The organism is Brenneria uluponensis (assembly GCF_032395385.1).
GTDB classification, from domain to species: Bacteria; Pseudomonadota; Gammaproteobacteria; order Enterobacterales; family Enterobacteriaceae; genus Prodigiosinella; species Prodigiosinella aquatilis.
Genome location: NZ_CP135917.1, coordinates 3,543,544 through 3,559,697 on the forward strand (window position 1 = coordinate 3,543,544; position 16,154 = coordinate 3,559,697).

At 52.7% G+C, this 16,154-nt stretch carries 14 protein-coding genes; 7 read left to right on the forward strand and 7 right to left on the reverse strand.

What is annotated here, in order from left to right; genetic code table 11:
• Positions 1-130: 130 nt before the first annotated feature.
• From RS889_RS16575 to RS889_RS16590, 4 genes are all read left to right on the forward strand, one after another.
• Positions 131-955 (forward strand): ABC transporter substrate-binding protein, encoded by an 825-nt coding sequence (locus tag RS889_RS16575; protein ID WP_315708056.1) that lies wholly within the window; start codon positions 131-133, stop codon positions 953-955.
• Positions 952-1,806, forward strand: a complete 855-nt coding sequence (locus RS889_RS16580) for an amino acid ABC transporter permease (RefSeq protein WP_315708057.1) — start codon at positions 952-954, stop codon at positions 1,804-1,806. The genes RS889_RS16575 and RS889_RS16580 overlap by 4 nt, the downstream gene beginning before the upstream one ends.
• 218 nt (positions 1,807-2,024) lie before the next feature.
• A complete protein-coding gene (locus tag RS889_RS16585; protein ID WP_315708058.1) occupies positions 2,025-3,134 on the forward strand; it encodes an ABC transporter substrate-binding protein in 1,110 nt (369 codons plus the stop codon).
• Positions 3,127-5,238, forward strand: a complete 2,112-nt coding sequence (locus tag RS889_RS16590) for a TonB-dependent siderophore receptor (RefSeq protein ID WP_315708059.1) — start codon at positions 3,127-3,129, stop codon at positions 5,236-5,238. Before RS889_RS16585 ends, RS889_RS16590 begins: the two co-directional genes overlap by 8 nt.
• Before the next feature lie 90 nt (positions 5,239-5,328).
• Here RS889_RS16590 and ybbP read toward each other — a convergent pair whose 3' ends face one another.
• The gene (gene ybbP / locus RS889_RS16595) at positions 5,329-7,761 is read right to left on the reverse strand and encodes a putative ABC transporter permease subunit YbbP (RefSeq protein WP_315708060.1); all 2,433 of its coding nucleotides are present in this window, start codon (positions 7,759-7,761) and stop codon (positions 5,329-5,331) included.
• A complete protein-coding gene (gene ybbA, locus RS889_RS16600) occupies positions 7,758-8,444 on the reverse strand; it encodes a putative ABC transporter ATP-binding protein YbbA (RefSeq protein ID WP_021015038.1) in 687 nt (228 codons plus the stop codon). Before ybbA ends, ybbP begins: the two co-directional genes overlap by 4 nt.
• Between ybbA and tesA the strand changes: the two genes are divergently transcribed.
• The 3 genes from tesA to RS889_RS16615 all read left to right on the forward strand — a co-directional run bounded on the left by tesA (position 8,412) and on the right by RS889_RS16615 (position 10,779).
• Positions 8,412-9,050 (forward strand): multifunctional acyl-CoA thioesterase I/protease I/lysophospholipase L1, encoded by a 639-nt coding sequence (tesA, locus tag RS889_RS16605; RefSeq protein WP_315708061.1) that lies wholly within the window; start codon positions 8,412-8,414, stop codon positions 9,048-9,050. The genes ybbA and tesA overlap by 33 nt on opposite strands.
• Positions 9,051-9,078: 28 nt before the next feature.
• A complete protein-coding gene (locus RS889_RS16610) occupies positions 9,079-9,855 on the forward strand; it encodes an SDR family oxidoreductase (RefSeq protein ID WP_021015036.1) in 777 nt (258 codons plus the stop codon).
• A 63-nt stretch (positions 9,856-9,918) separates the two neighbouring features.
• Positions 9,919-10,779, forward strand: a complete 861-nt coding sequence (locus RS889_RS16615) for a co-chaperone YbbN (RefSeq protein WP_021015035.1) — start codon at positions 9,919-9,921, stop codon at positions 10,777-10,779.
• 105 nt (positions 10,780-10,884) lie between these two features.
• Here the strand turns inward: RS889_RS16615 and RS889_RS16620 are convergent, their stop codons facing one another.
• The 5 genes from RS889_RS16620 to menB form a co-directional block, all read right to left on the reverse strand.
• Positions 10,885-12,078 carry a nicotinamide mononucleotide deamidase-related protein YfaY gene (locus RS889_RS16620; protein WP_315708062.1) on the reverse strand — a complete coding sequence of 398 codons (1,194 nt, stop codon included), beginning with the start codon at positions 12,076-12,078 and terminating at the stop codon, positions 10,885-10,887.
• Between the two features lie 196 nt (positions 12,079-12,274).
• Positions 12,275-12,820, reverse strand: a complete 546-nt coding sequence (locus tag RS889_RS16625) for a YfaZ family outer membrane protein (protein WP_021015033.1) — start codon at positions 12,818-12,820, stop codon at positions 12,275-12,277.
• Between the two features lie 129 nt (positions 12,821-12,949).
• On the reverse strand, positions 12,950-14,338 hold the full coding sequence (gene menE, locus RS889_RS16630) for an o-succinylbenzoate--CoA ligase (RefSeq protein WP_315708063.1): 1,389 nt from the start codon (positions 14,336-14,338) through the stop codon (positions 12,950-12,952).
• Positions 14,326-15,297 (reverse strand): o-succinylbenzoate synthase, encoded by a 972-nt coding sequence (menC, locus tag RS889_RS16635; protein ID WP_315708064.1) that lies wholly within the window; start codon positions 15,295-15,297, stop codon positions 14,326-14,328. Before menC ends, menE begins: the two co-directional genes overlap by 13 nt.
• Positions 15,297-16,154 (reverse strand): 1,4-dihydroxy-2-naphthoyl-CoA synthase, encoded by an 858-nt coding sequence (gene menB, locus RS889_RS16640; RefSeq protein WP_315708065.1) that lies wholly within the window; start codon positions 16,152-16,154, stop codon positions 15,297-15,299. The genes menC and menB overlap by 1 nt, the downstream gene beginning before the upstream one ends.

Here is a 16,154-nt window from a genome sequence, read left to right on the forward strand (position 1 = left end):
CCGATATAACCCATCGGTTGATCATGTCATCTACTGTTATAAGATAGCGGTTTTACCGATTTCCGTTGACGGAAACCTTCCTGTAAAGTGGACTTTCAGTGGTTAGCATCCTGGTTTGTAGGGAATACTGATGAAGAAAATTTTTGCATTACTCGCTCTCAGCATAGTGATGTGCCTTACCTTTGGTACCGTATCACGGGCGGGTGAAACGCTCGATCGGGTAAAACAGACCGGTGTAGTGCGCAATGTGTTGTTTAATGATTATCCACCGTTCAGTTACCTTGATGACAATAATCAACTGGTTGGTTTCGATGTTGACGTGGCCCACGCCGTGGCACAAAAACTGGGCGTAAAACTGGAACTGGCCACCCCCGGTTGGGAAACCATTGTCGGCGGTAAGTGGCGGGGTCGTTGGGATATGTGTATCTGTTCCATGACACCGAATGCTGAACGCATCAAGATGCTGGACTTCGCAGCACCTTATTACCGTTCTTATGCCGTGTTAATCGTGCATAAAGATGAAAAAAACATCAAATCAGCCGCTGACTTAAGCAATAAGAAAGTCGGGTTGGGTCTGGGTTCCAGCTATGAAAATTACCTGAATAAAACATTGGTGATCCCCGGTTCAGCGCCTATCGCTTTCCCGTTTGATCATGTTCAAGCCATCCCCACGGATGAAGCAATAGCCTTTCAGAACCTGGCACTTGGCCCCGGTAAACGCCTGGATGCTGTCATCTCCGATCGTATCACCGCCAAAGCCCGCCTTGCCCACATGCCCCAGCTACGTATGGTGGCGGAGCTGTATGCCGAACCCAACTGGATCGCTATCGATAAAGGCGACCCTGCATGGAGTAAGACGCTGGCCGATACCATTAACGCCCTGCGAGCAGACGGTACGCTGGAAAAAATATCCCGACACTGGTTCGGCGAAGATATTACCCGGATTACACCATGATGCCGCCGCCCTCTCCTCAGACGGAAAACCCTACCCCATCAGCACCAGTAGCACCGCCACATATCGGCAATATCGGATTTCGCCTGCGAACCGGCCTGACCTGGATATTGCTGCTGAGCCTGCTGTTATGGCTGTTTTCCAGCCTGAACATGGATGTCGGACTTATCCGGCAAAAATTGCCTTCACTGCTTGGTCTGCACCTCTCACCGGATGGTTTCATACAAGGCGCGGTACTGAGCATCGTCATCACCGTCATTTCCATGCTGTTTTGCACCCTTCTGGCCATTATTACCGCCACAGGACGTCTATCATCCAGCGCACTGGCATTTGGCTGCGCGACGTTTTACGTTTCCCTGTTTCGCGGCACGCCGTTGCTGGTACAGGTGTTGATTATTTACCTGGCGTTGCCACAAGTGGGCATCGTGATAGGGGCATTTGCTTCCGGTATCATTGCGTTATCGCTTAATTACGGTGCTTATCTGGCAGAAACCATCCGTAGCGGTGTGATTGCCGTTCCCCGTGGGCAAACAGAAGCCGCTATGGCGCTGGGGCTGTCTCGCTGGATTACCGTCACGCATGTCATCGCGCCTCAGGCATTGCGTATTATCGTGCCCCAGGCCGGTTCACTGTTTATTTCAATGATTAAAGATTCTTCGTTGGTTTCCCTGATGGGATTATGGGAACTGAACTTTCTGGCTCAGTCGTATGGACGTAGTACCTATCACTATATGGAAATGCTGAGCACAGCTGCGGTTATCTATTGGTTGATGTCACTGGTACTGGAGCTGTTACAAGGAAAGCTTGAACGCCATTTTGGCCGTGGCTATCAGCATAATTCCTCCCAACAATAGGACTTTTCATACTGTCATCAGATGATTTCAGTGCCTGATTTCACTTGAAGAATATCTCACTGCCACCATCCGGCAGATTTAATTATTTACATAAATTTAGTCATCATACTGATATATAAATATTTTTATTTTTATCCCCTCTGGTTCTTTTTTACTTATGTTGCAAATAATAATTATTATTATTACCTTTCCCATCCTGATTATTATGGGAAACACTGATGCGCATCATCCTACTACTGATTTCATCACTGCTTTGTAGCACACCGTCGCTGGCGAAAACCGTTACCGATATATTAGGTCGTCAGGTTGCTATTCCCGACAATCCACAACGTATTGTGCTGGGTGAAAGTCGGATGCTCTATACGCTGGCGCTGATAGAACCAGGAAATCCTGCCAAACATATAGTGGGATGGCCAAACGATATGGCACGCTACGATGCGCAAAGCTGGCGGCTCTATACAGAAAAATTCCCCGAAATAGCCAACATTCCCCGATTAGGTAATGGCAATCCCAATGCCCTTAATGCCGAAATGCTACTACAGCTGAAACCTGATCTGGTCATTCTACCGCGGCTGGCAAAAGGTTCCGACAACGAACAGACACTGCAACAGGTACTGAATCAAGCCGGAATCCCCTTTATTTACGTCGATCTGCGAATCGATCTGCTCAATAACACCCTGCCCAGCATTCACCTGTTGGGAGAGGTGCTAAACCAACCAGAACGAGCGGCGACGTTCAGCCGTTTTTATCAACAGCATATGGATAAAGTTCGTCAACGCATCAGCCAGTATCACGGCAAGAGAACCACCGTCATGTTGCATTTGCATCTTGGTCGCCGCAATACCTGTTGTACCACCGCAGTAGGCGGCAACCTTGGCGATCTGCTGCGTTTTGCCGGCGGAGACAATATCGCCAGTGGCATTATCACTACCGTTTATGGTCAGCTCAGTCCAGAGCAGGTTCTGGCGGCCAAACCCGACGTCTATATTGCCACTGGCATGGCTGGACCCGGAGGAAAAGGCAACTCAGGTCTGATGCTCGGACCGTTGGTTACAGCAAAACAGGCACAGACAAGCTTCAGTACATTGATCCAACGAGATCCATTGCTCTCGCAGCTTGGTGCGGTGAAAAACGGCCGGGCCTGGAGCATGTGGCATAATTTTTACCTCAGCCCTTATCACGTCGTGATGGTAGAGATGTTCGCCAAAGCGCTCTACCCCGATCTATTTAACGATATCGATCCGCAGCTTACCTTAAAACAACTTTATCAGCAGTTCTTACCTATTGGTTTTTCAGGGAATTATTGGAGTCATCTACCACATGAATAAGCGATTATCGCGCGGAGGCTGGCCGCTATTGGCCATGCTGCCTTTTTACACACTAGCCACAACACAGGACGATACATTGGTCGTCACTAGTGAAATCGGCACCGATAAGCAGGCGGAAAGCGATTATCAGCCACACAAAACGGTGACGGGAACCCGCACCGAAAGCCGTCTTCTGGATGTCCCGCAAGCGGTTAACGTCGTGCAGCAGCAGGTTTTGCAGGATCAGGCGGTGCGGAATATTGATGAGGCGCTGTATAACGTCAGCGGCATCACTCAGGCCAATACACTGGGCGGTACGCAGGATGCGCTGATGAAACGCGGTTTTGGTGATAACCGCGACGGTTCTATTCTACGCGATGGTGTTCGCTCTATTCAGGCCCGTAATTTCACGCCTACCACGGAGCAGGTCGAGGTTCTAAAAGGACCGGCGTCAATGCTGTACGGCATGGGGGACCCCGGCGGGATGATCAATATCATCAGCAAAAAACCACAACTGGTGCAAAAAACACATGTAGAGGGCTGGGGCAGCAGCTTTAATGGCGGTGGCGGTCAGTTGGACGTCACCGGTCCGTTAGGTACTTCCGGCTTGGCGTACCGTATGCTGGTTGACCATGATGAAACGGACTATTGGCGTAATTTCGGCCGTAACCGTCAGACGACTATTGCTCCGTCGTTAATGTGGTATGGCGAGAATACCACGATACGTGTGGCCTATGAGCACATGGAATATCTGACCCCATTTGACCGTGGCACCGTTATCGACAGTCGCACCGGCAAGCCGGTCAATACTCCGCGAGAGCGCCGTTTTGATGAAAGCTATAACGCAACCCGGGGTGATCAGGACACCATTACGTTTCAGGTGGATCGCACCCTCAACGACCGCTGGAAAAGTAGCATGACCTATTCTTACAGTCGTAATCGTTACAATGATAATCAGGCCCGCGCCACAAAATACAACGCCAATACCGGCATGTTAACCCGTCGTGCGGATTCCACTGCTAATGCCCGTAGTCAGGCACAAGTAGTACAGTTGACCCTGAACGGTGATATTGACTGGGGATCGGTGAACCATCAGTTGCTGTTTGGTGTCGATCACGAAGCAGATCGCACATACCGTGGCGATATGCTTCGCAGCACAGCGGTAGGTGGTTTTAACGTCTTTGACCCGGTGTATGGGCTGTTACCGGCATCGACCACCGTCAGTGATTCAGACAGCGACCAGCGTGAAAATATAGACAGCACAGGTGTGTTGATGCAGGATGCCATGCGCCTCAATGATCACTGGCTGTTGTTGGGTGGAGTGCGCTATGACAGTTTCGATGTCATGGCTGGGAAAGGCCGCCCATTTGTCACCAACACCGATAGTTCAGACAGCCGACTGGTACCCCGTACCGGCATTATTTATAACCTGACCTCTTATTCTTCGCTCTACGTCAGCTATAGCGAATCCTTCAAGCCCAACTCATCAACTTCCACACAAATTGGTGCACTGGCGCCAGAATACGGTAAATCTTACGAAATCGGTGCCAAACTGGATCTCCCCAATCGCATCACCGGGAATCTGGCCCTGTTTGATATCCAGAAGCGCAACGTCATGGTCAGTGAACTGGTGGACGGCGAAACCGTCACCCGTACCGCCGGTAAAGTCCGTTCTCAAGGTATTGAAGTGGATATGGCGGGGAAACTGACGAACTCGCTGAGCCTGATCGGTTCTTATGCTTACACCGATGCCCGCGTTACGTCCGATCCAGAAAATCAAGGCAATGAAATGACCAACGTGGCGCGCCACACCGCATCACTGTTTCTGACGCAGGATTTCGGAACACTCGGTCTGCATGCCGGTGACAATCTGCGGGCCGGCATCGGTGCGCATTATGTCGGGCGTCGTCCCGGTGATGCCGCCAACAGTTTCTATCTGGATGCCTACACGGTTGCCGATGCCTTCGTGTCTTACAGCATGCCGGTAAAAGGGTACAAAGTGAAATGGCAACTTAACCTGAAAAACCTGTTTGATAAAACCTATTATCCATCCAGTGGCAACAACCTGCGGATTGCCATCGGTGAACCCCGGGAAGTGGTATTGCGTGCCAGCGTCGATTTCTAAGCGGCAAAGCTGATTATCTAGCCTGCATTATCAGGATAATGCAGGTTTGAGTTTGATGACGAAGCGCGCATAGCGGCAATAATGAGCTATTCATGCCGAGTAATGTCGGAATAGCGCCTTACCCCGTAACAACCGCAGCCCCAACCAACCGCCACACAGAGAAAGCAGCAGCGCACTGAGTGGCGGTAGTCCGACCCACAACCACAGATTGGGTTGCCACGGAAAATCAAAGACCTTGCGCTGCAATAACCACAACGCCATTTCAGCACCCAATGCCGCCGCGATACCAGATACCAGCCCCAATACAGCGAATTCGCACCACAACGTGGTGCGCAGCAGACGCAGCCCTGCGCCGAGAGTGCGATAGACCATCAGTTCCTGACGGCGCTGACGCATCCCCACCTGAATCTGAGCCAACAACAGCAGAACGCCGCAGAAAATCACCAGCACGACCATAATCTCCAGCGCCTGACTGACTTGCTGCAACACCTGCCCGACCTGTCGCAGAATCGTGCCAATATCCAGCACACTCAATGTCGGAAACCGTCGGTTCAGTTGCGTAATCAGATTGTCATTATCCTCATGATGAAAACTGGTCAGCCAGGACTGTGGCTGGTTATCCAGTACGCCGAGTGGGAAAATAAAGAAAAAATTGGGGCGCATACTTTCCCAGTCCACCTGACGGAAACTGGTGACTTTAGCGCTGAATGGCTGAGTGTCGCCGGTAAACGTCAGCGTATCACCCAGTTTGATACCCAACCGGTTTGCTACGCCCTGCTCCACAGAGACTTCACCCGGTTGCGATGTCCAACGCCCCGCCAGCAGTGGATTGTGATCCGGTAACACCGGTAGCCAGGTCAAATTCAACTCCCGGTTAACCGTTTCGCCCCCTGGCGCATCCTCACGGATCAGTTCAGTGGCCACTTTCCCGTTAATTTCCGTCAGACGGGCACGGACTATCGGATAAAAGATTCCCGGCGTCACCTGGTGTTGTTCAAGAAACGTTTTAACCGTCGGCACCTGTTCCGTCGTGATATTCAGCACAAAATAATTCGGGCTATCGGGCGGCAATTGCTGCTGCCAACGCGCCAACAAATCCCCACGCAGTAACAGTAACAACGCCAACAGCATAAAAGAGAGGGAAAATGCGGCCAGTTGACTGGCCGTCGCCCACGGTTGCCGCAACAAACGATTGATAGCCAAACGTAACGCCAGCTGTTTTAGCGTTATGCGGCGTAGCAGCAACAGGCTACCCCAGCCAATGGCGGCCAGCAGCAGCGACAACACCGCCATCCCGCCCAGCAGAGACCATAACAGCGAACTCCCACCGGAAATCAACACCAGCAGGCTGACAACAATGGCCGCCACCACGGGCAGGTAGTAGCGCAATGGCCACAGGTTAACCACAATATCCTGCCGCAGCACCCGCAATGGCGGGGTCGCCAATAACAGCCGATACGGGCGGAATCCCACCAACAATGAAATTAGAACCAGCGTACCCAGTGCCCATCCCCACGGCCATAGCCCAGAGGGGGGTAACGTCGCAGGCAACACTGGTGCCAGCATTTTTACCAGCGCGGCTTCAAAGAGCAGCCCCAGCAGACAGCCACCGATGGCGGACAGAGCAAGTACAGACAACCATTGCCCGATGATTAGCCGCCGCAAAGCCTGGCGTCCAGCCCCCAGGGTTTTCAGGATCGCCACCAGATCATAACGACTGCGGCAATAATGACTCATGGCGACAGCCACTGCGGCGATAGACAGCAGTAACGTCAGCAGCGCGGATAACAACAGGAATTGTTGGGAACGTTTTAAGGACTGGCTCAGTGCGCCTGGCGAATCCTCCATGCCATACCAGCGTTGATCCGGCTTTAGTTGCGGCTGGATAAAATCACCCAATCGGCTGATTTGTTGCGAATTACCGGCAAACATGTAACGCCAGGTGATACGTCCGCCCGGCTGAACGGCACCGGTCTTTTCCACATCGGCCATATTTATCAGGATGCGGGGAGCCATCTGAAAGGGATTAAATCCCGCATCCGGTTCCTGAATCAGCTCCCCGGCAATACGCAACGAGGTATCACCCACATCCAGTGAGTCACCGACCTTAATATTCAGTAATGCCAGCAATCGTGGCGCGACCAATACCGAACCAGGTGTCACACGCAATTGTGGTGGCTTAGTCAGTAACTCACCATACAACGGATAACGTCCATCAACGGCCTTGACCTGTGCCAGTTGTGCCGTGTCTCCAGCGTAGGTCATAGTCATGAAAGAAATCTGTCGGCTGACGGTCAAGCCCTGCTGCCGGGCATACTGTAACCAGGATTCGTCCACAGGATGCGAAGCACGCAACACGCGATCACCGGCCAGAAAATCCCGGCTCTGCTGATTCAGCCCTTTCTCCATCCGATCGCTGATCATACCCAGCGCCAACACACAGGCGACCGCTAATGTCAGTGCCAGCCAGACAATCAGTAATGAAGGAGAACGACATTCACGCCAGAACCATCGCCAAATCATTCCTCCTCCCATAATTTTCCATCCAGCAGATGCAAGCGGCGTTCACAACGTGCGGCAAGTTGTTCATCGTGGGTCACCAAGATCAAGGTGGTTGCATAGTCACGGTTGAGGGAAAACAGCAGATCGGCGATGCGTTCACCGGTTTTGCGATCCAGATTGCCGGTCGGCTCATCGGCAAACAGCACGCCAGGACGACCGCTGAACGCTCTCGCCAACGCCACCCGTTGTTGTTCTCCGCCGGAAAGCTGAGCTGGCAGATGGTGCAGTCGGCCACCCAAACCCAGCTGTTGCAGTAATTGTTCAGCTTGCTCACGACTCTGTCGGTCACTTTCCCCACGCAACAAAGCGGGCAATTGCACATTCTCCAGCGCATTCAGTGTCGGCACCAGCATAAAGGATTGAAACACAAATCCGACGTCTTTGGCGCGTAGTGCGGCGCGCCCTTCCTCGTCCAGTTGGTTCAGCGATTGCCCCATTAGCGAGACTTCACCTTCACTACCATCATCAAGTCCGGCCAGAATACCCAACAGGGTCGATTTACCGGAACCCGACTCACCAATCAAGGCAATCGTCTGCGCAGGTTTGACAACCAGCTCAACTCCGGTGAGGATTGAGAGCTGGTGTTCCCCTTGACCAACGTGTTTACCAAGATGATGAACTTCAAGAATGTTTTCCGCTGGCATTTTCTCGTCCTTTTGCTTCTGGTATTACTCAGTGTACGTGCTCTGGCGGCCAATACGCTATTAGTGCTGGGCGATAGCCTGAGTGCTGGCTATCGTATACCGGCCGCCACGGCCTGGCCCGCGTTGCTGAATCAAAAATGGCAAAACGCACCAGATGGTGTAAAAATTATCAATGCCAGCATCAGCGGTGATACCGCTGCTCAGGGGCTGGCGCGACTGCCGGCATTACTACGGCAACACCAACCACGCTGGGTACTGATAGAATTGGGCGGCAACGACGGCTTGCGTGGTTTTCCACCACAAAATCTGGAAAAGGATCTCGCGCGGATTATTACACGGGTCAAAGAAGCGAAAATAGAGCCATTGCTGATGCAAATCCGCTTGCCAACCAACTACGGACGACGCTATACCGAATCGTTCAGCGCTGTTTATCCTCGTTTATCCAAACGGTTTAATATTCCTTTGCTGCCCTTTTTTATGGAGCAGGTTTACCTGAAACCGGAATGGATTCAGGAAGACGGTATTCATCCGACCCGCGATGCGCAGCCTTTTATCGCTGACTGGATGGCAAAACAGCTAAAACCATTAGTTAAACACGGCTCCTGATATTTAGGGCTTTTAGTTAGGTAAAGTTATGCAAAAAGCGGTTTTAATTACCGGCTGTTCCAGCGGCATCGGTCTGATTGCGGCGCAGTATCTGCAACAGCGCGGTTATCGGGTGTTGGCTGCTTGTCGGCGGTCGGAAGATGTTGTCCGGATGACTACGCTGGGCCTGGAAGGTATCGAACTCGATCTGGATGACCCAGACAGCGTGGAACGGGCGGCGGCCCAGGTGATAACTTTGACCGATAACCGGCTTTACGCGCTGTTCAATAACGCCGGTTATGGCTTATACGGACCGCTCAGCACCCTTTCACGCCAGCAGTTGGAACAACAGTTTTCCAGTAATCTGTTCGGCACCCATCAATTGACACAACTGTTGCTCCCCGCCATGCTGCCATACGGCGAAGGACGGATCATCCAGACCAGCTCGGTAATGGGATTGGTAGTAACGCCTGGCCGCGGTGCCTATGCTGCCAGTAAATATGCGCTGGAAGCCTGGTCTGATGCATTGCGTATGGAGTTGTATGGCAGCGGCCTTCACGTATCACTGATTGAACCCGGTCCACTGGCTACGCGTTTCACAGACAATGTCAGCCAGACTCAAACCGACAAACCGGTGACCAATCCCGGCATTGCCAGACGTTTTACCTTACCGCCAGAAGCCGTGCTGCCCAAATTGCAGCATGCACTGGAAAGCTCGCACCCCAAGTTACGTTATCCGGTGACGCTAATAGCCTATGCGCTTTCATGGTTACGGCGCTTGCTCCCCGGACGTGCGCTGGATCACCTGTTACGCACCCGTTCCTGATACGGGCTTGAAATGGTGGCATTTGTCCCCCATAACTAATTGAAACGGATAAGAGAGAATTCCATGCCAGAACAACACGCCAACGTTATTGAAATTAACGAAACCAATCTGCATCAGGTGCTGGAACAATCCATGAATGCGCCGGTGCTGTTTTATTTCTGGTCTGCCCATAGCCAGCACTGTCAGGAACTGGGGCTGGTGCTGGACAAACTGGCCCGCGAGTATGCCGGCCAGTTTACGCTGGCCAAAGTTGACTGTGATGCAGAACAACGCGTGGCCGCCCAGTTCGGATTACGTGCCATCCCTACCCTGTATTTATTTAAAGATGGTCAGCCGGTAGATGGTTTACAAGGACCGCAGCCAGAAGAGGCTATCCGCGAATTGCTGCTACGCGTGCTGCCAAGAGAAGAAGATCTGAAAACGGCTGAAGCCCAGCAATTGATTCAGGAAGGCAAACTGCCGGAAGCGATGCCGTTGCTGAAACACGCCTGGCAATTGGATCCAAAGCGTAGCGACATCGCGCTGCTACTGGCTGAAGTACAGATTCAGCTTAATCGAGCTGAAGACGCGGAAGCGGTGCTGGCCAAAATCCCGTTACAGGATCAGGATTCCCGCTATCACGGTCTGGTGGCAAAAATAGAATTGATGAAACAGGCAGCAGATACGCCGGAAATTCAGCTGTTACAACAACAATTGGACGCTGATCCGGATAATGCGGAGTTGGTGGTGCAATTGGGGCTGCAACTGCATCAGGTCGGGCGAAACGAAGAAGCCCTGGAATTGCTGATGAATGTGCTGAAAAAAGATCTGTCGGCCGCTGACGGTAGCGCACGTAAAACCCTGATGGACATCATGGCAGCATTAGGAACTGGGGATGCGCTGGCTGCCCGCTATCGCCGCCAACTGTACTCTATGCTGTACTAATCCCTGACGATAAAAACCCGCCGCAATGGCGGGTTCAGCATGCGGGCCGGGAGTTACACCAGATCAAGACCTATCACCGACCTCCGAGCAAACACTGATACTGTTTTACAGCGTCTCCAGTACCGTGATCCAACCGTGGCCACCATATACCGACCAGCCATTTAACCATCGACGCATCATATTCATCGCCAGCATCGCTACCACTTCCTGATGGATTTTCAGACTATGGCGCTGAACAGTAAACTGAATGGTCTGGGCAAAAGTGCCGTCCGGCGTGTGTAACGCCATTGACAATCGATCATCCTGTAACGCCCCTATATGTAGTGCCAGTGGTGCGTTATGACGGGCAGCCAGTTGGCGGGTCTGCTCCGCCAGAAATGGCAGATCAGGCTGGCTTTTCGTGGTCAATAACTCTCCTCCCGCCAACGGGACATTGGCTGACTGCAACTGCCAGTTAAGCAATCCTGCGGTAAACTGCTCACTGACTGCCACACACAGTTGACGCTCATCCAACCGGCGAGCCAACTGTGCCGGTAATCCTTCCGTCCCTTCAAAAACCATATTTTCACCGGCAACCTGACGCACCTGCTCCCATACGGTTTCCATCGCATGCCGCTGCGACGCCGGCCCGGTCAGCTTCAGTTCAATAATCGGCATAGACGAGCGATAACCCAGCACCGATCCTTCGGGCAACGGCAAACCATCCAACTGGTTGGCAAGATCACTTTCAGAACGACCAAAAGTGGTTAAACGCAGACACAACGGCGCATCAACCACCTCAAAACGCTGCCGCAGTCGCGGCATAATTTGTTGTTCTACCATCACTTTAAATTCAGATGGCACGCCCGGAGTAAAAAACATCAGGCACTGATTTAGCGCCAGGGCAAAGCCACAAGCGGTTCCCACCGGATTATCCACCAGTTCGGCGCTAGCCGGGATCTGTGCCTGCTTGCGGTTGCTGGGTGCCATTACCCGGCTCCGTTCGGTAAAAAACGCTTCCATTCGGGCAATCCACCCTGGATGTTCGACCAGCGTTTCACCAGCAGCCGTAGCCGCGGCAAGTGAACTCAAATCATCGCTGGTCGGCCCCAGTCCACCGTTGACAATCAGTACATCGGCAAACTGGCTCCGCTGGGTCAGCGCGGTGACTAGCGCGTCAAGATCATCTCCCACCGTCATACGGCTCGACATCGGTAGTCCCTGCTGGAACAAATAGTCCGCCAGCCACGCCGCATTGGTATCCACAATCTGACCATGCAGCACTTCATCCCCCGTACACAGCATCTCAACCCTAAGCATTCGCTATTCCCCATGATGGTTTTCAGTCACTTTAAAAAGTCACCGGTTCAAATACAACGCTTGTTTTAATTATTGATGAAAACACCAGGGAGAATGGTGCCCCGTAAAAAAACCACTACTCTTCAGTTGGTTGGCAGATACAAAAAAAGGGTGAGCAATTAGCCCTCCCTTTTTTCGCAATCTTCGCTGTACTGCGTTAAAAACTCAGGCCCAGCCCCACATATGCAGTATCGGCAACTTTATTATCATTATCACTTTCACCCGACGCCATATTGATATAACGATAACCGACATCAACAGACAACGGACGGAATACCTGCCAACGCACCCCGGCTTTGGCTTCCACATAATGATCAACATGGCTGGAGAACGCATCCGGTGAATAATAACCCTCACCATAAAGCGAGAATGAACTGTTCAACGGTATCTGCAACCCACCGCCCAGCGCAACACCATAACCATCGTCAAAATGGTTCTGGTTCATATACACCCCTTTCGCTCCCACGGTCAAAGAGGCATTACTCAGACTAAATGTGTAACCTAGCCCCAGGCTGTAGGAGTCATTACTGTGATCGCTATTATGTCCCCAACCCACATTTCCGGACAGCCCAGGGACTGGCAGTCCAAACCCGGCGCTAGCTCCCACATAATCACGGCCAGCTTCGCCAGAAACACTGACGGCCTGAGCCGATGCTGTGGCAAGCAGCAGGCTCCCTGCACAGGCAATCACGAACTTTTTCATTATGAAAATCCTTAAAACAGTAGATTAAACGCACATAAAACATGCCACGATAGCCTTGTCGAGGCTATCTGAATTTATGGGCCATTGCCGTTCAGAGCGGCATATTCGCCCACATGAATATACGCCGTGTCAGCCGCATGATACTCGTTGCCGCTGCACCCAGGTTTTCACTTGCTGACGGGAAATTTTAATGCCGCCGGTTTTTAATTCCAGAGGTAGATGGTAGTAAGCTATCGGGCGCTGAAATCCGGCCAACTGCGGTGACAACCAATCACGCAGACTTTCCAGCGCCACTTCTGCTGCCACTGCCACAACGGCTACTGGCCGATGGCCGAACTCCTCATCATCCACTGGCACCACACACGCATATTCAACGGCAGGATGTCGCAACAGCACCGCTTCCACATCTTCAGGCTGGATCCCCTCTCCGGCACTAAAAAACTGATTATCCAACCGCCCGAGAATACGCCACTCATCCTGTTCCCGACAGCCACGATCGCGAGTATGGAACCAGCCATCCTCATCAGTTAGCGGGATTAACCGACCATCGCGCCAGTAGCCCGATGCCAGGCTGCTACCGCGCAGTAAAATCTCTTCGTTGAGCAAGCGGATTTCCCGAGCTGCCAGTACACTCCCCACACCAGGACGCCCATCCGCACGCTTGGCACAAACAGTGGAAGCCAGCTCGGTCAGGCCATAGCCACACCAGCAGCGAATCCCTTGTGCCTCGGCCTGCTGCGTCAGTGATGGTGGGATCATCGCGCCGCCCAACAACACGTTTTTCAATGTTTGCGGTCTCTCGTCCTGCGACAACAGACGCCACAGTTGGGTAGGCACCAGCGAAGCATGGGTACAACCCCGCAATGCCGCAGGTAATGGCCGGGAAGGTCGTACCACCAGCGTCGCGCCAGCCACCAGCCAACGCCAGACAATGCCCTGACCGGAAACATGAAACAGCGGTAACGATAATAACCAGCGCTCGCCCGGCCCGAACGGCATCAGTTGTAACACACCTTCCGCACTGGCCAGATGCGCAGCATAGTGATGTACCGCCGCTTTGGGCATGCCACTCGATCCAGACGTTAGCGTCATCGTGGCAAATCGCTGCGATTGCCACTCCAGCCTGGATGGCGGTTGGTGTACTACTGATGTTGTTAGGTGGAGTCGCCTGATACCAGCAGGCCAGGATTGGTTTTTCAGGCAAAGCGCAAAATCGATATTCAGCGCGGTCAACAGTTCATCGGTCAAGACATTAGGCAGTTGTGGATTGAGCGGCAACAATCGCGCCCCACATTGCAGCAGGGCCAGATAACACAACAGTATCTCACTGCTGTTTTTTCCTCGCAGCGCCACACCACAGCCTGGGGCAACGCCCTGCTGCACAAAATTAGCTGAGAGATCATCAAGATACCCGGCCAACTGCTGCCAGTTCCAGTCCGTATCCTCAACGATCAACGCCGTCGCTTGTGGACAGCGACCAGCCCAGACGTGCCAGGGCCAGTCATTCAAAATTGCCATACCACGTCCAGTTGGCCGACATCCAGTAACGGCAACGCACTATCAGGCCAACGGCGGACAATCTGTGCCTGCATCAGATCCAGTGTGTCGAGTCCCGGTATGGTCAATGGCGTTAGCCACCCTGCCAGGCGCGCCAGTTGTGTCAATCCCAGACTAGATTCGATACTGGAACTGATGACCGCCGTTAATCCTGCCTGATGGGCCTGATGTACCAGTTGCTGGCAGCGAGCGATACTGCCAATCAGGGTTGGCTTAATAATAATGGCGCTAACGCCCGGTTCAGCTTCCACTTGAAAGTCCGCCTCGCGCACGCTTTCATCCCAGGCAATATTGATCCCGGTTGTCAGCGCAAAATCACGAGACTCGTCACGGGTTTTGCAAGGCTCTTCCAGAAACGCAATCCGTGAACGCAGTTCTGGGGAGACATAACGGGCAAAGCCATCAGCCTTGGTCCGTGTCCAACTACGGTTAGCATCCAAACGCAACGAGAGATCAGGCAACGCCTCCAGCAATACGCTGACCACCATGCCGTCACGTACCGCTTCATACAATCCGACTTTGACCTTGGCCACTTTGTCGCCCGGCAACCCTTGCAACATGGCAAATAACTCGTCCGGATCACCGCTGCACAATGGCACTTTACGGTAGTCCGCCTCGATGGGTAACTGCTGCGACAGCTCCGCCAACGCACAGCTCAGTCCGAAAGCGACAGACGGCGGTAACGAGTCAGACACACTGTCACCGGCCAGCCACCGCGGTAACTGCTCAAGAATTGCTGCTTCCGCTTCGGCCAGCGTTTCGATACTGAACTGCGGCAGAGGCGCAATTTCACCCCAGCCCTGCTGTCCATCCTGTTGCAGGCAAACAATTAATCCGTCACGGGTTTTCAGACGCTGGTTACGCAGCACGACGCCGGCATCCATCGGCACGCTGTAACGATAGAGAGTTACCTTACGCATTATGGATTCCGCCGGAATTTGCTGAAATCAGGCTGCCGTTTTTCGTTGAAGGCGTTACGACCTTCCTGTCCTTCATCCGTCATATAGAACAGCATGGTGGCATTACCCGCCAGTTCCTGTAATCCGGCCTGACCATCACAGTCCGCATTCGATGCCGCTTTCAGGCAACGCAACGCCATTGGGCTGTTTTGCAGCATTTCACGACACCAGCGCACGGTCTCTTTTTCCAGTTCAGCCAACGGAACCACCGTATTGACCAGCCCCATGTCCAGCGCTTGCTGCGCATCATACTGACGGCACAGAAACCAAATTTCACGGGCCTTTTTCTGACCGACGATGCGCGCCATGTACGATGCCCCCCATCCACCATCAAACGATCCCACTCGCGGACCGGTCTGGCCGAAAATGGCATTTTCAGCCGCAATGGTCAGGTCGCACATCATATGCAGCACATGCCCGCCACCGATGGAGTAACCGGCGACCATTGCCACCACGGGTTTTGGACAGGTTCGAATCTGGCGCTGAAAATCCAGCACATTCAGATGGTGAACACCACTGTCATCCTGATAACCACCGTAGTCGCCACGGACTTTCTGGTCGCCACCAGAACAAAACGCTTTATCCCCCGCGCCTGTCAGAATAACAGTGCCGATACCGTCGTCATAACGAGCGTTTTCCAGCGCCTGCATCATCTCTTTCACCGTTTGTGGACGGAAAGCGTTACGTACCTGAGGGCGATTAATAGTGATTTTAGCGATACCATCAACCGATTTGTGATAAAGAATATCGACAAAATCACCGCTGCAATCATGCCACTCTACCGGGGCATAAAGCAGTTCTTCACTGGGATACAGCAT